This window comes from Paenibacillus sp. AK002 (assembly GCF_053903045.1).
This window is the reverse complement of sequence record NZ_CP096377.1, coordinates 5,114,864-5,135,708: the sequence shown is the minus strand read 5'-3', so window position 1 is coordinate 5,135,708 and position 20,845 is coordinate 5,114,864. Positions and strand designations below refer to the sequence as shown.

16 protein-coding genes are annotated in these 20,845 nt (G+C 52.0%); 15 read left to right on the top strand and 1 reads right to left on the bottom strand.

What is annotated here, in order from left to right:
* Nucleotides 1-97: 97 nt before the first annotated feature.
* Nucleotides 98-487: a tautomerase family protein gene (locus M1D70_RS22955; RefSeq protein ID WP_456288047.1), complete on the top strand. Its 390-nt coding sequence runs from the start codon at nucleotides 98-100 to the stop codon at nucleotides 485-487.
* An 86-nt stretch (nucleotides 488-573) separates the two neighbouring features.
* Here the strand turns inward: M1D70_RS22955 and M1D70_RS22950 are convergent, their stop codons facing one another.
* Entirely contained in the window at nucleotides 574-2,688 is a 2,115-nt protein-coding gene (locus M1D70_RS22950; protein WP_456288046.1) for a multicopper oxidase family protein, read from the bottom strand.
* Between the two features lie 148 nt (nucleotides 2,689-2,836).
* Here M1D70_RS22950 and M1D70_RS22945 point away from each other — a divergent pair, with 148 nt between their 5' ends.
* The 14 genes from M1D70_RS22945 (at nucleotide 2,837) to M1D70_RS22880 (ending at nucleotide 20,804) form a co-directional block, all read left to right on the top strand.
* Nucleotides 2,837-3,523 carry a response regulator transcription factor gene (locus tag M1D70_RS22945; protein ID WP_456288045.1) on the top strand — a complete coding sequence of 229 codons (687 nt, stop codon included), beginning with the start codon at nucleotides 2,837-2,839 and terminating at the stop codon, nucleotides 3,521-3,523.
* A 20-nt stretch (nucleotides 3,524-3,543) separates the two neighbouring features.
* On the top strand, nucleotides 3,544-4,617 hold the full coding sequence (locus tag M1D70_RS22940) for a HAMP domain-containing sensor histidine kinase (protein ID WP_456288044.1): 1,074 nt from the start codon (nucleotides 3,544-3,546) through the stop codon (nucleotides 4,615-4,617).
* 43 nt (nucleotides 4,618-4,660) lie between these two features.
* Nucleotides 4,661-5,563 (top strand): LysR family transcriptional regulator, encoded by a 903-nt coding sequence (locus M1D70_RS22935; RefSeq protein ID WP_009593611.1) that lies wholly within the window; start codon nucleotides 4,661-4,663, stop codon nucleotides 5,561-5,563.
* A gap of 369 nt (nucleotides 5,564-5,932) precedes the next feature.
* Nucleotides 5,933-7,123, top strand: coding sequence for a glycine C-acetyltransferase (locus M1D70_RS22930; protein WP_456288043.1), 1,191 nt, complete (start codon nucleotides 5,933-5,935; stop codon nucleotides 7,121-7,123).
* Nucleotides 7,124-7,140: 17 nt separating this feature from the next.
* Entirely contained in the window at nucleotides 7,141-8,109 is a 969-nt protein-coding gene (locus M1D70_RS22925; protein ID WP_456288042.1) for an NAD-dependent epimerase/dehydratase family protein, read from the top strand.
* A 33-nt stretch (nucleotides 8,110-8,142) separates the two neighbouring features.
* The gene (locus tag M1D70_RS22920) at nucleotides 8,143-8,712 is read left to right on the top strand and encodes a helix-turn-helix domain-containing protein (protein ID WP_009593589.1); all 570 of its coding nucleotides are present in this window, start codon (nucleotides 8,143-8,145) and stop codon (nucleotides 8,710-8,712) included.
* 1,259 nt (nucleotides 8,713-9,971) lie between these two features.
* Nucleotides 9,972-10,616, top strand: coding sequence for a TetR/AcrR family transcriptional regulator (locus tag M1D70_RS22915; protein WP_456288041.1), 645 nt, complete (start codon nucleotides 9,972-9,974; stop codon nucleotides 10,614-10,616).
* 6 nt (nucleotides 10,617-10,622) lie between these two features.
* Nucleotides 10,623-11,132, top strand: coding sequence for a DUF4188 domain-containing protein (locus M1D70_RS22910; protein WP_456288040.1), 510 nt, complete (start codon nucleotides 10,623-10,625; stop codon nucleotides 11,130-11,132).
* Nucleotides 11,133-11,358: 226 nt separating this feature from the next.
* The gene (locus M1D70_RS22905; RefSeq protein WP_456288039.1) at nucleotides 11,359-13,605 is read left to right on the top strand and encodes a helix-turn-helix domain-containing protein; all 2,247 of its coding nucleotides are present in this window, start codon (nucleotides 11,359-11,361) and stop codon (nucleotides 13,603-13,605) included.
* A gap of 334 nt (nucleotides 13,606-13,939) precedes the next feature.
* Nucleotides 13,940-14,845: an ABC transporter permease subunit gene (locus M1D70_RS22900; protein ID WP_433940964.1), complete on the top strand. Its 906-nt coding sequence runs from the start codon at nucleotides 13,940-13,942 to the stop codon at nucleotides 14,843-14,845.
* A 10-nt stretch (nucleotides 14,846-14,855) separates the two neighbouring features.
* On the top strand, nucleotides 14,856-15,752 hold the full coding sequence (locus M1D70_RS22895; protein ID WP_009593621.1) for a carbohydrate ABC transporter permease: 897 nt from the start codon (nucleotides 14,856-14,858) through the stop codon (nucleotides 15,750-15,752).
* A gap of 138 nt (nucleotides 15,753-15,890) precedes the next feature.
* The gene (locus tag M1D70_RS22890) at nucleotides 15,891-17,519 is read left to right on the top strand and encodes an ABC transporter substrate-binding protein (RefSeq protein WP_456288038.1); all 1,629 of its coding nucleotides are present in this window, start codon (nucleotides 15,891-15,893) and stop codon (nucleotides 17,517-17,519) included.
* Between the two features lie 19 nt (nucleotides 17,520-17,538).
* Entirely contained in the window at nucleotides 17,539-18,963 is a 1,425-nt protein-coding gene (locus M1D70_RS22885; protein WP_456288037.1) for an alpha-L-fucosidase, read from the top strand.
* Nucleotides 18,964-19,139: 176 nt separating this feature from the next.
* Entirely contained in the window at nucleotides 19,140-20,804 is a 1,665-nt protein-coding gene (locus M1D70_RS22880) for a DUF4091 domain-containing protein (protein ID WP_456288036.1), read from the top strand.
* Nucleotides 20,805-20,845 lie beyond the last annotated feature (41 nt).

The window sequence follows — 20,845 nt, the reverse complement described above, 5'->3', positions numbered from 1 at the left end:
GGACGGGGCAGGAAGGATTATTTACTGCCTGAAACGAATATAACGACAAAGTGACATAGCCTTTAGTTTAGATGAGTTTAGAGGAGATGAGCAGAGCATGGCGCAGATCAAAATTTACGGCGTCCGGGAGCAGCTGAACCCGATGAAGGAGCAGCTGTCGGAAGTGATACATTCGTGCGTGGTAGACGCATTTGAACTTCCGGCGGATAAGAAATTTCATCGTTTCTTCCCCATGAGTCGGGAGGATTTCCGCTTCCCTGACGGGAGAACGGATCGTTACACGGTGATCGAGATCAGCATATTTGAAGGCCGGACGGTGGAGGCTAAGAAACAGCTGATTCGATTGCTGTTCGAGCGGATTCAGCATACGCTGCATGTTTCTTCCCAGGATGTGGAGATTACGATTTTCGAAACGCCGCAGCACAACTGGGGAATCCGGGGGCTTCCCGGGGATGAACTGGCTTTAGGGTATAAGGTGAATATTTAGAGGCTTAGCCTAGTCTTACAATTGCAAACAAGCGCTCGATTACCGCTGGCTCGGAAAGACTGGTGATCGGCGCTTGTTTTTTGTAATTATTCGTATCTATTTACGGTGGCACTCCCGATTTCGAAAGGCGTGTAAACCCCCTCATACATGAGATGCATCGACATCCCGGCCGCGGCATGGTCCAAATTGTGGCAGTGATCCATCCAAAGCCCCGGGTTGTCGGCTTCAAATGCAGCTTCATACGTCTCGCCGGGCGCTACATTCAGCGTATCCGTCCACCAGGGACTTCCTTCGACAGGTTCTCCATTACGCTTCAATACGAGAATATGGTGACCATGCAGATGCATCGGATGATCCATGAAGCCCCGATTCACAAACTTCATTTTTACGATATCCCCTTCGCGAACCATGAGAGACGGCGTATTCGGAAAGACATAACCGTTGATGGTCTGCACATTGGTCATCATGCCGTTATAGAAGCCCACGCGGTTGTCGAGAACAAGCGTAAAGTTACGGTCATAGACGGTATCAGCGTCAAAAGGAACCGAGGACGGCGTGCCGTATTTGGCCGGATTGAATACCGGGCCCTCCCGGCCAGGAAGCGGCAGGTCCCGATCATTGCCGGCCATAACAATCGCTTCGCTCCGTTCGTTGATCGCATCGGCAGTATGCGTCAACGATACCGCATGATCCGGCATGGCAAAGGAAATATCGTAGCGTCCGCCGGCAGCCAGCAGCATCTTTTGATTTTGTATCCACTCGGGACCGCTCAGATCCACGCCGTCAATGGAGGTTACTTTAAAGGAGGCTCCTGACAAATAGAACATTTTAGGCATGTTATGTGCATTGATTATTCTTAACCTCACGGTTTTGTCCGGCATTACGGTCTGCCGCTGGAGCTTTCCCGTGGCTCCTAAGGTGATCGTTGTTCCATTGCTCGTTCCTTTCGGATGAGCCAACACGGTTAAATCGACATCTTCCAAAACGGTAGCGTCATCCGGTTCGATGACTAGCGTGCCATACAGCCCTTTGGCAACCTGGACCGAGGATTGCTGATGGGAATGATACCAGTATGTGCCCGTCTGTTCCGCGATGAACCGGTAGATATGCTGTTCTCCAGGCATGACGGCATTCTGCGTTAATCCTGCCACGCCATCTTCTCCGTTCGGAACATTTAGCCCATGCCAATGGATCGTAACGCCATCCTCCACATCGATATTGACCAGGGTAACCTCGACCAGCTCGCCTTCCTGAATACGGAGTTCCGGACCGGGAACGAGGCCATTAAAAGCCCATACCTCTTCGGTTTCGCCTGAGGGCATGGTGAGCAGCTTTTTCTGTGCGCTTAATTCGAATTTGCGGTCAGGCGTTGAGGTCTGCGGTCCGTGCAAGCTGGCTACACTGATCGATTCTATATTCTCTACAGATATGCTCGATGCTTCCGCGTGACTTCCATGATGGCTATGGTTCCCGGGGCTTCCGCTGCTGTCATGACGACCATGGTCCATCATGCTCATTCGGTCCGGCAGCCGGGACGAGATCAAGCCCGCGGAAACCATTATGGAGGTGATGGCAATGACAAGCAGGCACTTCCATGAGAATCGGACAAGTCTCTGCTTGTAGGTTACACGGTGATCCATGTTCAATGAATGCTGCAATTCCTTGAATTGTTTTCTGCGTGAAACCCACGCCATGCCCATCAGAATACCGAATGCAATCCAGATGGTTATAAAACTGCTGAATCGGAGTGGAGATTGCGAGAGAAACAACATGTATAAGCAGGAGCATGCTGCTGCATAGAACGCTGCCGAAAAAGGTGCCACAAGGAAGCGGTTGTTCAGGTACCCGCTTGAACCGTCGTTTAACTTATCATCAAGGACTGTTAATTTGCGACTCGTTAATACGGGCAGTGAGAAGAAAAAGACGGCGGAAATCGAGAGCGCATAAAGCGGCCGCTGGATGAATACCTTGTCTTCGACAAACGCCCAATCGGCATTCCACAGCACCGCACCCGCAGCGAATTTAAGCCCTGTCATGATCATGGCGGGCCACAACCAGAAGCGAAGAATGTTTAGATGCTTAAGCAGGTCTTCCTTCGGTTGCGGCAGGCATGTTTTTTTTACTCTGTAATAGACGATCCACCATATAAAAAAATTTAGAAACGTTAGTACGTATTCAAACATTAGCCAGCTTCTCACCATTGTGTACGCCCCTTTACATTGGTTTTGCATTCAGTGTACAGATCAAATGTGTAGAACTGTTGGAGATGATCTTTTCATTCTGTGTAGGATCACTTCTTATGCTGGAAACGGGTTATAATGGTTCTAAAAAGTGAGAGGGTTATTCGCAATGGAGATGACGCTGTTGCTTGTGGAAGACGAAGTGGCGATGCTGGAAACGATGAAGCTTTATTTAGAGGGCGAAGGGTTCCGGGTTCTTGCCGTGACCAATGGTCAAGATGCGCTTGAGTGCGCCCGAAGAGAGCAGCCCGCCCTTGTGGTGCTGGATTGGATGCTGCCTGGAAAGAGCGGAATCGAAGTGTGCAAGGAACTGAGGCAATCCAGTGCTTGTGGAATCATCATGGTAACGGCGAAATCAGAGGAAACGGACAAAATTATTGGCCTGGAGCTTGGTGCGGATGACTACATAACCAAACCCTTCAGTTTGCGGGAACTGACTTCCCGCATTCGATCGGTTCTCAGACGAACGGCTCCAATCCAGGTTGAGGCGCCGCCCTTGCAGCGCGGGGATCTGTTGATATCGGAAACCAAATGCCAGGTTACGCGAAACGGGGAGCTCATCCCGCTGACCCCGACCGAGTTCAAGATCTTGCTGACCCTGGCCAACAGGCCGGGGGTTGTGTTCAGTCGATTGCAGCTTATGAAGGCAGCTATGGACGATGATTTCATGAATTATGAACGCACCTTGGACTCTCATGTCAGTAAACTGCGTAAGAAGCTTGAGCCTGATCCTGACCATATGAAATACATTCAAACGGTGTATGGGTTTGGATATCGATTCGGTGAGCCGAGATGACGGTGCGCGGCAAAATATTCATGGCGATGGGCGTCCTGGTCATGCTTGTAACGGCCGCGTATATCGGCACAACGCAAGGCTACTTGGGAAGCCTGTTTGCCCGGTATGTTCCCGAGGGAAGCGGGGGTGGCCTCGAAGGTCTCGAGGGGCTAAGCAAATATGTGCTTGGCGAAATGAAGCTCAAAGCTCTTATGGTGACGTTGTTTGTTGCATGCGCTGTGGTCATTTTGGGTTATTGGCTTTCAGGTCTAATCATTCATCCGCTCCATAAACTGATCGCGGTTATGCGAAAAGTAGCCGATGGAGACTTGACAACGGAAGTGCCGATCAAGCGAAAGGACGAGTATGGTCAGGTTGGGGAGGCGTTCAATTCCATGACGCACCAATTACGAGAGGCCATGGACCTCCGAAAAAGACTTGTCGAAGATATAGCGCATGAATTAAGGACGCCGCTATCCATCGTTCAATCCAAGCTGGAGTTGATTCAGCAGTCCCCAACCGATGTGAAGCCGGAAGTTTTGCTTCCCCTTCACGACGAGGTGCTGCGTCTGGTGCATTTGGTGGATGAGCTTCATCTTCTGAATACGGCAGAAGCGGGGGAGTTAGTCTTACATAAAGAGAAGACCGATCTGAACTTGCTATTGGTCAATCTCATGGAGCTCTTACAGCCGGAGGCGGATGCTTGCGGGGTTACGTTAAGGCCTGAATATCGGGATTCAGCATGGGCCCAGGTCGATCCGAAACGGCTGAAGCAGCTTTTACTTAACTTGTTAACCAATGCGCTGCGGCATACGCCGGAAGGGGGAAGCATTTCGGTTCGAATCGATGCGAGGGATCTGTCCGGGCAGATTGCGATAGGCATAACGGACACGGGCACAGGCATACCTGCTGATGCGCTTCCTCATGTATTCGACCGTTTCTACCGGGTGGATAGCGGAAGAGGCAGGTCGACAGGAGGCTCCGGTCTGGGGCTTTCGATTGCTAAGCAGATTGCAGCGGCTCACGGTGGATACATCCAAGTACAAAGCGAGCTTGGCAAGGGGACGGAATTTAAGGTAATCCTTCCCTGGAGCCATGATAGCAGTAAAAATTAACGTGCGAATGTTATCCTTGATAGTATAAAAAGGGGGAATCACATTGACCTTACAACAATTAAAGTATGCCATCGAAGTTGCCAACCGTGGTTCCATGAACGAGGCGGCCAAACGATTATTTATTTCCCAGCCCAGCCTGTCCAACGCGATCAAGGATCTGGAAGAGGAGCTTCGTATTACGATATTCGAGCGGACCAACAAAGGCATATCCTTGTCCAAGGAAGGCGCGGAGTTTCTAGGCTATGCGCGGCAGGTGGTGGAGCAGGCTGAGCTTCTGGAGGGACGTTATCTGAACGCAAAGCCTTCCCCGCAGCATTTTTCGGTATCCACCCAGCACTACGCCTTTGCGGTCAATGCCTTCGTGAAGCTGGTCCAGGAATACGGGCAGGATGAGTACGAATTGGCGCTGAGAGAGACGAAGACCTACGAAATCATCCAGGACGTCAAAACCCTGCGCAGCGAGATCGGCATTCTCTACCTGAACGAATTCAATGCCAAGGTAATCAACAAGCTGCTGAAGGATGCAGGGCTGCAGTTTACCAGCTTGTTTACGGCGAGGCCGCATATTTTTATCAGCATCAAAAATCCACTGGCCAAGCAGTCGATCGTGACCATTGACGAGCTTCAGAATTATCCGTATTTATCCTTCGAGCAGGGGGAATACAATTCGTTCCACTTCTCGGAGGAAATTCTCAGCACGTTGTCTCATAAAAAAAGCATCCGGGTCAATGACCGTGCAACCTTGTTCAATCTGCTGATTGGTCTGAACGGTTATACCATTTCGACCGGGGTGCTGAGCGCCGACCTGAACGGGAACGAGATTATTCCGGTTCCGCTCGCCTGCGATGAGACGATCAACGTCGGATGGATCAGCCATAAAAACGCAACCCTGTCCAAGCTTGCCGCAGCTTATGTCGAGGCGCTGCATGAGGCGATTGCCACCTGATTTTTTCGATATAGATCAATAGGCTAATAGCTGGAGCTAGCTATAGTTTATTAGAGTTATTTATAACAACAGCATGATGGATACCTTCTTACTCACCCAAACGGAAGAACAGCAGTTGGAGAAGCTGAGATTCATTAAAGATTTCGCATACGAAATTTGGACCTCGTCATCATTCATTCGCCCTTTAGCGTTCATATAGGCAGGCTGACAGGCAGACTACCTATCGAATGCTGAGGGGATTTTTTTGCTAGAAAATCTAATATAACATATTTATGTACAGGATATTGCATGCGTGTGACTTTTTGCATACAATGGAAGGGTAAATGATATGTACGTTAAGATACTTCGGATCCACGGGAGGAATTTCATATGTCCAGTCAATCGTTAAGCGCTTTCTTACAGGATAATCTAACGGAACTCAAGCAGCAAGGGCTTTATAATACCATCCAGCCTCTTGAAAGCCCGAACGGTCCGCTCATTACCATTCAGGGTCGTGAATTCGTGAATTTATCTTCCAACAACTATCTCGGACTGGCAAATGATGAGCGACTGAAAGAAGCAGCCATCCGAGCTACGACCGATTTCGGAACCGGAAGCGGCGCCGTTCGCTCCATTAACGGAACCCTAATGCTGCATGTTGAGCTTGAGGAGAAGCTTGCGCAGTTCAAGGGAACGGAAGCGGTACTTACGTATCAGTCCGGTTTCAATTGCAATATGGCGGCGATCTCGGCGGTGATGGGTGCCGGGGATGCGATTTTGTCGGATGAGCTGAACCATGCGTCCATTATTGACGGCTGCCGGTTGACCAAAGCCAAAGTCATTCGGTTTAACCACTCGGACATGGATGATTTGCGTTTGAAAGCGAAAGAAGCGAGAGAGTCCGGTTTATACGGCAAGATTATGGTGATTACCGATGGCGTGTTCTCGATGGATGGCGACATTGCAAAACTCCCCGAAATCGTGGAGATCGCCGAGACCTATGATCTGATCACTTACGTGGATGACGCGCATGGATCGGGCGTGCTTGGCGGCGGTGCAGGCACCGTGAAGCATTTCGGGCTGTCGGATCGGGTGGATATCCAGATCGGAACCCTGTCCAAGGCGGTTGGCGTTGTCGGCGGTTATGTTGCCGGATCGCGGGACCTGGTGGATTGGCTCAAGGTCCGCAGCCGGCCGTTCCTGTTCTCCACAGCGCTGCCTCCAGGTACCGTAGCCGCTTGCATTACCGCTATCGACATCCTGCAGAACAGCAAAGACCTGCAAACGAAGCTATGGGAGAACACCCGTTATCTGCAGGAAGGACTTAAGCGCCTTGGTTATTCCGTCGGCCGCACGGAAACTCCGATTACGCCTTGCATCATCGGAGATGAAGCAACGACCCAGACATTCAGCACGAGACTGTACGAAGAAGGCGTGTATGCCAAATCGATCGTGTTCCCGACGGTGCCAAAAGGCACGGGAAGAGTTCGGAATATGCCAACCGCCATGCATACGAAGGAGATGCTGGATCGCGCACTTTCCGCATATGAAATCATCGGGCGCGAGCTGGGTCTGATCTAATAAGGGGGCACGAGCTTATGAAACGAATTATGGTAACCGGTGCACTCGGTCAGATCGGCTCAGACCTGGTGGCGAAATTGCGCCAGAATTACGGCGAAGAAGCCGTTCTTGCAACGGACATTCGTCAAATCCATCATGAAACGGTCCTATCGGGACCGTTCAAAACACTGGACGTAACCGATCACCATGCATTTCACGAAGCGGCTAAAGAGTTTCGGGCAGATACGATCATTCATCTAGCGGCTCTGTTGTCGGCCAAGGCAGAATCCAATCCGGCACTGGCCTGGAATCTGAACATGGGCGGTTTGTTAAGTGCGCTGGAGACGGCGCGGGCCTTGTCCTGCCAGTTCTTTACGCCGAGCTCCATCGCGGCATTCGGGGCAGACACCCCAAAAAACGCAACGCCGCAAGACACGCTGCAGCGCCCGCTAACCATGTATGGAGTCAGCAAGGTCTCCGGGGAGCTGTTGTGCGACTACTATTACCATAAATACGGAGTGGATACCCGGGGATTGCGCTTTCCGGGACTGATCTCCCATTCCGCGCCTCCGGGCGGGGGAACGACGGATTATGCGGTTGAGATGTATGTGGCCGCGATCCGCAGCGGAAGCTATACTTCTTTTATTGATAAAGGGACCTACCTTGATATGATGTACATGCCGGATGCGATCTCCGCCATCATTGCATTGATGGAAGCGGATCCGGCTAGGCTGAAGCATCGCAATGCTTTCAATGTTACGGCGATGAGCGTCGATCCTGAGGGAATTGCGGCCAGCATCCGCCGGCATATTCCGGATTTCAGCCTCGACTATGACGTGGATCCGGTCCGTCAAGCGATTGCAAGCGAATGGCCGGACTCGATTGACGCAACTGCGGCACGCGAAGAATGGGGATTTGATGTACAATATGATTTGAACCATATGACCGATGATATGGTGTCAAAGCTTATGGAGAAGCGGCGGGCTGATCAGAGCAAGATCAGTTAACGGCTTAGTTTCAGAAGGAGGATATGGTTACACTTGGAACCCATTCATAAAAAGGTAGGGAGAAATCTGCAAGCCATTCGTAAATCACGGGGCCTCAGCCTCGATAACGTAGCCGAGTTGACCGGTGTCAGTAAAGCCATGCTGGGACAGATCGAGCGTGGGGATTCTAACCCGACGATCTCGGTATTATGGCGCATCGTCAGCGGCCTCGGCATTTCATTCACCACGCTCATCGAGGAGGCGGAAACCGAAGTGACCGTGGTCGCTCCGGATGACGTGGAGCCTTTTCACGAGGCGGAAGGCGCGTACCGGGTGCACCCCTTGTTCTCCTACAACCTGCGTACCAAATTCGAGTCTTATATGGTCATCATGGATCCGGGCTGCGACCACGGGTCCGAAGCTCATAATGACGGCGTGGAGGAGTATATTTTTGTGCATCAGGGAGAGCTTGAGCTTTGGCGCGAAGATGAAAGCTATACCGTGCCTGCCGGAAGCTCCGTCCATTTCTCGGCTAACCGGCCCCATCGGTACGTCAATCCTGGCAAGGAAACAACGAAATTTTACACGATTATATTCTATGCGGATGCCGCAGCCAGGGGATGATTGTATTGGCGGGCCAGTGATCGTGGTACCCTAAGCGCTAGTTTACGAGTTAAACGTGCTGTGAGTTGAGTTGTATGGCGGTGTGACGGGGATTCTTATACAGGTGTATCCGGCATTGCGATGGAGCGATACCTTCAGGGTGCTTGCCAGTGTGGCGCGTCCAAAGTCCGGCAATGCCGCTTGGTCTTGTGGCGCGGCGAAAGCCTGACAATGCCGCTTGGCCGTGTGGGGCGGCGAAAGTCTGGCAATGCGGCTTGGGCGTGTTGAGTGGTCAAAGCCTGGCAATGCCGCTTGGTCTTGTGGCGCGTCCAAAGTCCGGCAATGCGGCTTGGGCGTGTTGAGTGGTCAAAGCCTGGCAATGCCGCTTTGTCGAGTGGCGGGTAAGCCTGGCCTTGCGGAACAACGGTAATTGCCGTTCTGCCATGCCTCCATGAAGTTGCCCCGCGTACACGTGGTGTTTAGCGGACACAGGGGACCTTATTTCGTAGAAAATAGAGGTTTGAGCGAAATTAACGGACAGGGAATCCGTTATTATCTGAAAACGGCGTTATTTTGGCCGTTTGCGAAGTAAATAACGGATCTGGTGTCCGTTAGAACGTTTAATGGACCTCTTATCTGGGAAATAACGGATCTGCTGTCCGTTAGCATGATACAGGGGCTTCTTATCTGGGGGAAAACGTATCTGATGTCCATTAGCTACGGCGTTGGGCGTTCGGCGGGTGTTCTTGTTACCCGTCGCCGCAGCTTCAATCTCGGCAGAATCACCAAAACCGAGTCTGGACCAACAAACGCTAGTTTCCTTTGCCGCCAATGCTCCTTTAAGTAGTTAGTTATCAATTTGTCTGACAGTGGATCACCGTTTTTTGCATACCCATTATGATCAGAGGCGAGATCAGGAATGTAGCCTGAAACTTGCCTTTTTGTTTGTCCCTCCTGAAAATCACGCTCCCGGCAGTATGGGTCATCCTGGTTCGTTTCCCCAGCAATTCTCTGTGTTCCTTATCCCGCATATTTCTCAAAGTACCGTTACCAGTTACCGCATTTTCCCCCATGTCTCTATTCAGAAAAAGAGGGGCATTTCTGCGCTTTCCCTTCCAAGTCATTCCCCCGTGTATCCAATCTCAATAAACACACTATGATCGACAGCCAACCAAGCAAGCCCGGACCACGCACCGTGGGCACGATGCACTTTACTTTGACAAAATAAATTAACTTGTGTTAATTTATTTACAAGAGTTAATCAAAGGTGGTGTGTTCCATTGCAACATCCGGATATCCCATTAAGGGAGTTAAAAAAAGCCAAGAACAAAATCGCGCTGTACGAAGCCGGATTATCCTTGATGAAGGATCGGATGTTCAGCCAGGTCATGCTGGAGGACATCTGCAGGAGCGCCGAAATATCCAAGGTCACTTTTTTCAAGTTTTATCAACGCAAAGAGGATCTGCTGATTTATTTTATGCGGGTTTGGCTGACCGAGCGGATGATCGAGATCGACCAGGAAGGGATGGAAGGGTTTCAGGCATTCCGCCATCTGCTGTCCGAGGTCGCTAAGGAGCATCAAGTAAGGCCGGGCATGATGCCGAGTTTGATCTCTTTTCTCGCGGAGCAGAACATGCAGCCCTGCATGCCGGAGCTCAGCCGGGCGGAAGTAACGCTGCTTTTTCCCGGGCACGAGGAAGCGGGAAGCGAATCGCCCAACATGTATGCATTATTCAAGCGGTTCATGAAGGAGGAAGCTCAAGCCGGCAGGCTGAATAAAGCCTTAACCTTGGAGCAAGCCGTACAGATTTGTTTCACCGTTTTTTACGGGGCGTTTCTGACGGCCCAGTTGTACAATTCCACGGAAATCGGCTGCTTTTACGAAACGCACCTAGGTCTGCTCGAAATAAAGGAAGGGGAGTGAGCAAGCATGAGCAAAGTGATTCCAGGTCGATATACCGCCAACATTGACGGTTCTTTCGTTGTATTCGTCATCGGGTTTCGAATTAACAAATGGTGGGCGGTACATAAGTGGCTGCCGGTCATGAACGCCATGTCCCCGATGCTGCAGGAGCTATACCGGAACAAGGAGGAGCTCGGCTTCATGGACGGTACCTATCATTTTTCGGGGCGCGGGCTTACCCTCATCCAATATTGGAGAAGCTTCGAACACCTCGAGCACTATGCCCGCCACGGAGCCAACCACCTGACGGCATGGCGGGAGTTCAACCGCAAGGTCGGAACGGGAGGAGACGTGGGGATTTTTCACGAAACCTACCTGGTCCAGGAAGGCCAGTATGAATGCCTGTACAACAACATGCCGCGGTTCGGTTTGGCCAAAGCCGGAGCCCATGTATCCGCGACAGGCCGCAGGGAAACGGCAAGCCGGCGGCTTGGCCGCGAGGGTGAACCCGCTGTGCCGACTCCTCCCAATCCCTAGACCCTTATAGATTTACGGCGGCGAATCCTCTGCGTTTCCCTCAGCTAAAGATAAGTATGATTACCATAGGATCAAGACCAAGTCAATGCTATGGAAGTAATGATGCTTTAGACGCGTTTTTCTTCCGCGGTTCAAAAAAGTGTTGGTAAACCCCGTCCGTTCTTCTATGATGAAATTACTTTCAATCGATGACGAGACAAGGAATTAATCGCTCAGGGGGATGCCTATGGGAAGGAAAGCGTGGTTTTACCGTCAGCTTTTATCGTATATGCCGGTCTTCTTTATCGTGATTTCCTTTGTGTTTTTTGTCTTTTTCCAAATGCTCGGGGAACAGTCGCGGCAGGGCGCGATCCAGGCTAATGAGACGATGATTCAGCAGGCGATGCGTTCGGTCGACAATTCGCTGAAGGCCATCGATCAGATGCTGGTGCAGGAATTGCTGTTCAACCCTGATATGTCGGGATTTTTCAATCAAGAGGATCAGGACAACGTCTATTTGAACATGCAGGCCGTGAAGGCCATGAAGCAGTTCAAGGTTTCCAACCCGCTTGTGGATTCCACGGTCCTCGTTCGAACCCAGGATGAATTCGTCCTAAGCACTTCGTCCACCTTCCGTTTGCAGGATTATGCGGATTATGACTTTCTCCAGCCTTATCTGAGCCAGGTCAATAGCGAAGCAAAATGGAGTGCCCTGCGGAATTATCGGGAATTCAGCTTTAACAGCACGCAGCAGGTGGTCACCCTGGTACGGGATGCCCCCTTCGTTACCCATGGCAAAGGCGTGATTGCCGTCAATATCAAGGTGGACGCCATACATAACATGATTCAGGGCATGGTTAATCCGGAAGTCAGTTTCATTCATGTGATGGACACTGGGGGCAGATCCTTGATCGCCGGCACCTCGGGCGCCGATCACGGGGAACTTGTGTCCCAAGCGATATCCCCTTACACCGGATGGGTTTACGAAGGGGGGCTTACCCAAGGCAGGGTGGTGGGTATCGTCAGCCAATTGTACAATGTCTGGTTTATCGTCGGCCTTCTGATGTGCATGGCCGGCGTGGCCTGGATCGTATTCGTCACGCGCCGGAACTATAAGCCGATTGAAGCCATCGTGTCCCGGATTTCAAAATATTCGCAGACCAAAACGAGCGTTCTGCTCCATGGCGGCAAACAGGATGAGTTTGCTTTTATCGAATCGGCGCTGGAGAGCCTGCTGGAACAGGCGAGCAGCTTTCAGCAGCAGCATCGTGAAGATTTGCTCCTGCGCAAAGCGTACCTGTTTCAGCAGCTGATGGAGGGACAGTATCCTTCTCATCTGGAGCAGTGGAACGAGCAGCGCGAAGCCATGGGGCTGCCGGACCTGTCCCAACCACAGATCGTCAATGTCATCGAAATCGATAAATACCCGCTGTTTTGCGAACAGTATCCCCAGCAGGACCAGTATCTGATCAAGTTTGCCTTAAAAAGCGTCGTTCAAGAAATTGCGGCCGGGCAGGAAACGATGCTTTGGACGGAATGGATTTCAGCCTCGAAGCTGGGAGTTCTCGCGGCAGCGGAAGATCAGGATCCGAATCGGCATGTGGCTACGCTGCTGGAGCAAGCCCGCCAGTGGGTGGAGGAGCACCTGAAGCTGACCATAACCGTTGGCATCGGGGAGAAAGCGGAGCGGTATACGGTTATCCCGGAATCCTATGAGCAGGCACGCGCCGCATTGAAATACAAAATGATCCTCGGCGACAACCGAATCATTCATTACGCCGAAGTATCCGGTGAGGACCGGGGGAATGCATTCGATTTTCTGAACCTGATCCGCTCGATGGCGCAGTCCTTCCGGCTCGTCAACAAGGATTGGCAGGAGAAATACAGCACTCTTATCCATAACATCGAGCAGAACATGCTGGACCGGGACGGCGTGGTGAACCTGGCGGATTACATGATGTACTCGCTGGGACGCGAAATGTCCTGCATGGCGAAGGAATTTCAGGAATTATGGCTTACGGAGGGGCAGCCTGCTTTACGGAACGCGCTTCAGTCGTCCGATACGCTGGAGGAGCTGGAACAGGAACTCGGTGAGGCTTTATCCGCTCTGTACGACAGCATCCTCGCTCTCATGGAGGGCCGAAATCATGCGGACACGATTCAGAAGGTGCGTTTGTTTATGGAGCAGAACTCGAGCAACCCGGACCTGTCCCTCAATTATTTAAGCGAACGCTTCGGCATGAACTGGAAAACGCTAAGCAAGCTGTTCCGGGAGGAGACCGGCCAGAAATTCGTGGATTATTTGATCGAGCTGCGGATGACCCATGCTCGGAGACTGCTGGAAGAAACCCTGCTGCCCGTACAGGATATCGCCACCGAAGTCGGGTATTCCAACGCCATCTCGTTTGGCCGGATGTTTAAAAAGCTGATGGGAATGTCGCCGGGGGATTATCGTGAGCAAGCTGCTATCAAGCAGCAGAAATTCGGGAATTAACGAGTCCTTCGGAGTCCCTTCCATGCATACTCGAACCAAGTATAGAGCCCTGCGGACGATGCTGTCCTGCGGGCTTTTTTGCCGTCAACGGAGAGAGGTTTAGCGGCGGAAAAAGGTTTATCGCTCTTTACGGCCTGCCGGCTCTGAAATTTTCCCCTGCTCGCGGAAATACGTTGATTCGGAGAATCTTGTATATTGATCGGATGGAACCGTCCGCTCTAAACTTGGGACCAACACAAAGCGAAGGAGGGTGACCCCATTGGCTCGTATGAGCAGCGCAATTTCAGTACCTGCAGATGCACAGGCACCAACGAATCTACCATCGAACAAGCCCATGAACCGAACGAGGAAGAAGCTGATGAAGCACTGGCAGTTCTACCTGCTCGTGTTCTTCCCGTTAGTCTACATCATCCTCTTCAAATACGTTCCGATGTTCGGCGTACTGATTGCATTCAAGGAATACAACGTCGTACAGGGGATCTTCGGCAGTCCATGGGTAGGGTTCGATTATTTCCGGCAATTGTTCGACGCGCCGTTCTTCTGGCAGTATGTCCGCAACACGCTCGAGATTTCCCTGTACGGCCTGCTGGTCGGATTCCCTGCACCCATTCTGTTGGCGCTGGCCCTGAATGAGATCAGGAACGGCCGATTCAAGAAAACCGTCCAGATGGTGACGTACGCGCCGTACTTTATTTCAACGGTTGTCATCGTCTCGATTCTGATCGTGAACCTCTCGCCCAACACCGGGCTGATGAGCAACCTGTTCCGGGCGCTGGGACTGGAAACCGTTGATTTTCTCGGCGTGCCGGAGCTGTTCAAATCGATCTATGTCTGGTCCGATGTATGGCAGTTCACCGGTTACGGCGCCATCATCTATATTGCAGCCTTGGCGGGAGTTAATCCCGATTTGTACGAGGCGGCCCGAGTGGATGGGGCGACCCGGTTTCAAAAAATCATCAATATCGATATTCCCAGCTTGTTTCCGGTCATCGTCATTTTGCTCATATTGAATCTGGGCAATTTGATGAGCCTGGGCTTCGAGAAAATCTATCTCATGCAAAACCCGCTGAATCAGAACACGTCCGAAGTCATCTCCACCTATGTGTACAAGGTCGGCCTGCTCGGTGCGAACTTCAGCTTCTCCGCCGCCATCGGCCTGTTCAATTCCGTTATCAATTTCATTCTCTTGGTCATCGTCAATTACGTATCCAGAAAAGTCTCATCCACAAGTCTATGGTAGGAGGAATCGCATGAGCAGATCAACCGTACGGGAGTCCGCTGCAGACCGGATTTTCCTTGGTATCGTGTATTTATTTCTATCCGTCGTCCTGATCGTCATCCTGTTTCCGCTGCTGCATATTGTAAGCGCATCCTTCAGCTCCCCGGGCGCGGTGTCGTCGGGCAAGGTGTGGCTGTGGCCGGTGGACGTGACCTTGATCGGCTACAAAGCGGTATTCCAGAATTCCAATATTCTGATCGGGTTTGGCAACTCGCTGTTCTATGCCGTTGTCGGCACGCTTGTCAACGTCGCATTCACGGTGATGCTTGCATATCCGTTAGCCCGAAAGACGTTTTACGTTCGCAACATCATCATGATGCTGCTGGTGTTCACAATGTTTTTTGACGGCGGGCTCATTCCGAACTATCTTCTCGTGAAGTCGCTCGGCATGCTCGACACGCGCTGGGCCATGATCATACCGGGTGCGTTAGCCGTGTTTCAGGTCATCATCGCCAGAACCTTTTTTCAAACCACGATCCCGGAGGAGCTCGCCGAAGCGGCCGAAATGGACGGCAGCAGCGACATTACCTTTTTTCTGAAAATCGTCCTTCCGTTATCCAAGCCGATCCTGGCCGTGCTCGCGCTGATGTACGCCGTCGGCCATTGGAACTCCTATTTCAATGCCCTGATTTATTTAAAGGACAGCAGCCTGTTTCCGCTGCAAATCTTCCTGAGGGATATTCTGATCCTGAATTCCGTCAGCGCCGAGATGGTGACCAACGTGAATGAGCTGCTGGTCCGCGAAGGGCTGAAGGATCTGCTGAAGTATTCGCTGATCGTGGTGGCAAGCGCCCCGGTGCTGGTCATTTACCCGTTCGTGCAGAAGTATTTTGTCAAAGGCGTGATGATCGGGTCCTTGAAAGGGTGATTCCTGCTTATTGTGAAGGAGGTGAGGCCGACAGTATAGAATGGGTAATTCCGATGATCGGACACATAGGGGGTATATGCAAAATTACGGTTCGTTTATGAAGTACGGGCAAGCATTTCATATTAGGGAGGAATTGATTTGAAAAGGTTCACTGGATTAGGATTAAGTCTGATTCTCGCGGCAGTGCTGGTTTTATCCGCTTGCGGCAAATCGAGCGAAACAGGAACTGGAAATCCGGCAAGCCCTCCGGAGTCGGGGGCACCCGTTGAACTATCGGTATTCGCTCCTCAGTCCGCCGGCATCGAGAGCCTCGATGTCAATCCATTCTCCAAGCATATCGAAGAGAAGCTGGGGATTACGTTCAAATGGAATACGACGCCCGACGCGGTATTCAACGACAAGAAACTGCTGATGCTGGCCAGCGGGGATTATCCGGCGCTTATTATGAATGCCGGCATATCCAAGGCGGATCAGATCAAGTACGGAATGCAGGGGGCCTTTATCCCTTTGAACGATTTAATCGACCAGCACGCGCCGAACATCAAGAAGGCATTGGAGGAAGTTTCCTATTTGAAATCCGCCATGACGGCCCCGGACGGCAATATATACGCGCTTCCGAAGGTGAACGAGTGCCTGCACTGCACGTATGGCCAGCGGATGTGGATCAATACGACCTGGCTCGAGAAGTTAGGGCTTGAAATGCCAACGACCACCGACGAGTTCTATGAAGTGCTGAAAGCCTTTAAGGAGCAGGACCCGAACGGCAACGGAAAGGCTGACGAAATTCCGATGACCACTTCCCTCGATGTATGGGGAGGAGGAGTTGACGCCTTTTTGATGAATGCTTTTATATACAACAATGGCACGACTTATCTAAGCGTGAAGGATGGCAAGGTGATTTTGTCCGCGGCTGAGCCCGAATGGAGGGAAGGGCTGAAATATCTGCGTAAGCTTTATAGCGAAGGACTGATCGATAAAGGAGCCTTTACGCAAAACGGCGATGCCGTCAAGCAGCTTGGCAACAAAGAGGAGAATGTGGTCGGCACCGTCGGTTATGCGCTGATCAGCAGCGTGCTGGAGCCGACCGACGCCAAGCCCCGCCATAAGGAATACGATGTCGTTCCCCCGCTGAAAGGACCGAATGGCGTGCAGCTGGCAGGATATAGCGTCGGAGCAGGGGACGGATCGTTTGTCATTACGAACAAAGCGACGGAGGAGCAGCGGATCGCAGCGATCAAGCTGGCGGATTACTTGTTCTCCGAAGAAGGCACCGTCATGACTTCCTGGGGGTTCGAGGGAGACGGATGGCGAAAGGCGGAGTCCGGTGCGCTTGATTACAACGGCGAGTCGGCCGCATACGAAGCGTTGAAGCGGGACGTGCCCGAGGGATCCCTTGACGTAACCTGGTGGCAGCTCGGCACGATGCTGATGGTGAATTCCCTCCGCGAATCCTTTGTTGCTCCTGAAGATCCGCTCGGCAACGGAGCCTACGAGTATCGTTTATGGCTGGCTGCCAAGAAATATGAGCCTTTTGCCAAACCGGAGCTAGTGTACCCGACCGATGTGTTCATCGATCCGAAAGACGCAACCTTTATCGCGCAGATTCAGAAGACGATTCAGGATTACGTGAAATCGAACCTGGCCCAGTTCGTAACCGGCAGCAAAGACATCGAGAAGGATTGGGATGCCTATGTCAGCGGATTTAAGGGGCTTCAGCTGGATAAGTATCTGGAGATTCATCAGAAAGCATTAGACAATCAAGGATGAGGTATGGGAGGTTTATCGCTTGCACAATTTCATTGAATACGCTGCCAACATCGAGCCCTCGGAACGTCAATTAGCCGTACAGGAGATGGAGTTCTACGCCTTCTTTCATTTTACCATCAATACGTTCACGGATATGGAATGGGGCACGGGAAAGGAAGACCCGGCGCTGTTCAATCCGGCGCAGCTGGATGCGGATCAATGGGTCAGCGCTTGTGTCAGCGCCGGGATGCGCGGCTTGATCCTGACCTGCAAGCATCATGACGGATTCTGTTTATGGCCGAGCCAGTATACGGAGCATTCCGTGAAGAGCAGTCCATGGCGAAACGGCCATGGGGATGTGGTGAAGGAGGTTGCCGATGCCTGCAGGAGAGGGGGGATCAAGTTCGGCATCTACTTGTCCCCCTGGGACCGGCATGAACCGTCCTATGGGGATTCGCCGCGGTACAATCAATTTTTCCTGAATCAGCTAAGAGAGCTCCTGACCGGCTACGGCGAGATATTCAGCGTCTGGTTTGACGGAGCCTGCGGCGAAGGACCGAACGGCAAGCGCCAGGAATACGATTGGGATGCGTATTACGCCCTGATTCGGGAACTGCAGCCGAATGCCGCCATCTCGGTATGCGGACCGGATATTCGCTGGTGCGGAAATGAAGCGGGGCATTGCAGGGAGTCGGAGTGGAGCGTCGTTCCGGCGTCGCTGCGCCAAAATGAAGCGATCCAGGAAAAGTCGCAGCAAACCGATGACCGGGAGTTTGCGCGCCGCTATGAATCCAGCGAAGAGGATCTCGGCAGCCGGAGCGTCATTCAAGGCGAGAAGGAGCTGGTATGGTATCCGGCCGAAGTGAATACCTCGATCCGTCCCGGCTGGTTCTACCATGCGTCCGAAGACGATAAGGTTCGATCGCTGGAAGAATTGCGGCATATTTATTACGGCTCGGTTGGCGGCAATGCCACCTTTCTGCTCAATATTCCGCCGGATACCCGCGGACTCGTTCATGAGAACGATCTGCGGCGTCTGCAGGAACTCGGGGACGCCATCCGAACAACGTTTAATACCGATTTGGCAGCCGGAGCGGATATTACGGCTTCCGAAACGAAAGCCGGATCGGATGCTCGAAATATGGTCGACGGTAACAAGGATACGTATTGGAGCCCTGAGGAGGGCACGGAATACGCCGTGATTGAGCTGGACCTCGGGCGGGCGATCGATTTCGATCATATCGTATTGGCCGAATACCGGTACGGGCAGCGGATCGAGCGCTTCGAGCTTGAATATATGGAAAACGGGAACTGGCACACGATCCAATCCGGGACGGTAATCGGGCGCAAACGCATCTGCCGCTTTCCCGCCGTACGCGCTCAATATATTCGCCTGACCATTTTGGAATCGAGATGGTGCCCGCGCCTGTCCGGCATTGAAGTTTACCGGAGCTCGAGGGATTGAAGGGAGGACTGCAGATTTGCAGCCTCCCCTAAGGATTGGCAGTAATAAGGCGGCCATCGCAAAAGAGCGGCGGCTCCTTTTTTTCGAAAACGCAAAATTTACCTTCCGTTCCATCCAGATTAGTGTAAGATGTACGTGAAAGTACCTCATTCCATTGTAGAGAGGATGCAACCAGCATGAGTCATTCCGTAACGTTTGAAACCCGGCTGTTGAGCTCTTTGTCCAAAGTATTCGCCGATGAAGAAATGTCCCAAGCCGCCTACGACACAGGAGCAGCGTTTAACAATGAGACATTCTCGTTTCAAGTTGCCTACCGTTCCAATCGTTTGTTAAAAAACATCCGGGTCATTCTGCAATCTGAGTTAAGCGAACGAATTACCGTTCGTGCCGTAGGTCTAGTTCCGTCGGAGCTGCCTACATATCATGACCATGATGAGTTTGTCTTAAGAGCCACGCCCGGGTTGTATCCGGATCCGTTGCTGCCTCTAACATCAGAATCTGTTGTAAACGGTTACCCGAACCAGTGGAGAAGCCTATGGATCACGGTACGGCCTGATGGTGAGATCAAGGGCGGTACGTATGAAATCCGGATCCGCTTTGAAGCGGAATCGGGAGATACGCTTGGGGAAGAGGTATTTACACTGGAATTGATTCCGGCAGCTTTGCCTGCACAGACGCTGATTCATACGGAATGGTTCCATGCCGATTGCCTGGCGAACTACTATGAAGTGGGGATTTTTAGCGAACGGCACTGGACCTTGATCGATCAATTTATGCAGACCGCAGCTCAGCATGGGATCAATATGATCCTGACCCCGGTGTTTACGCCTCCGCTGGATACGGAAGTGGGCGGGGAGCGGCCGACGGTACAGTTGGTCGATGTCGATGTGAACGAAGATGGAACATATTCGTTCGGGTTTGACAAACTCGACCGCTGGGCAGACCTGTGCGATTCCAATGGGATTCAGTACCTGGAATTCTCCCATCTCTTCACGCAGTGGGGAGCCCGCCATGCGCCGAAGATTATGGCTAACGTGAACGGACAGCCGGAGAAGCTGTTCGGATGGGAGACGGACGCGACGGGAGAAGCGTATCATGCCTTCATCCGGCAATTCATCCCTGCCCTGACCGGCTGGATCGAAAGCCGGGGGCTTGAGCAGCGCTGTTATTTCCATGTATCCGATGAGCCGTCAGAGTCCCATTTGGAGGCTTACGGCCATGCAAGCCGGTTGATGAACGAGCTGCTGCCGGATTACCCGATCATCGACGCGCTTTCCGATATTTCGTTCTATGAGCAGGGGTTGGTGAAGCGTCCGATTCCGGGCAATAACCACATCGAGCCTTTCCTGGATCAGCAGGTAACGCCGCTGTGGACCTATTATTGCTGCTCCCAGTACAAGGAAGTGTCCAACCGATTCTTCAACCTGCCTTCGGCGAGGAACCGGATCATCGGGATTCAGCTGTATAAGTTTAACATCGAGGGATTTCTCCATTGGGGATATAATTTTTGGAATTCGCAATACTCGAAACGCGCCATTGATCCGTTCAAGGTGACGGATGCGGATTGCGGTTTTCCTTCCGGAGATGCTTTTGTGGTATATCCCGGCGAAGAAGGGCCGATCGAATCCATTCGGCTGAAGGTATTCCAGGAAGCGCTTCAGGATTTGAGAGCGCTTCAACTGCTGGAGACGCAGATCGGCAGGGAGGCAGTTCTGCAGGCGCTGGAAGAAGGGCTTGAAGAGCCGATCACCTTCAAAACGTACCCGAGGGATCCGGAATGGCTGCTGTCGAAGCGGCAGTGGATCAATGATAAGATCAGGGAAAGCTTGGCTGTGAAGTAAGCGGGCCGGGCATACGGCTTATTTTGACGAATCAGGGCCAT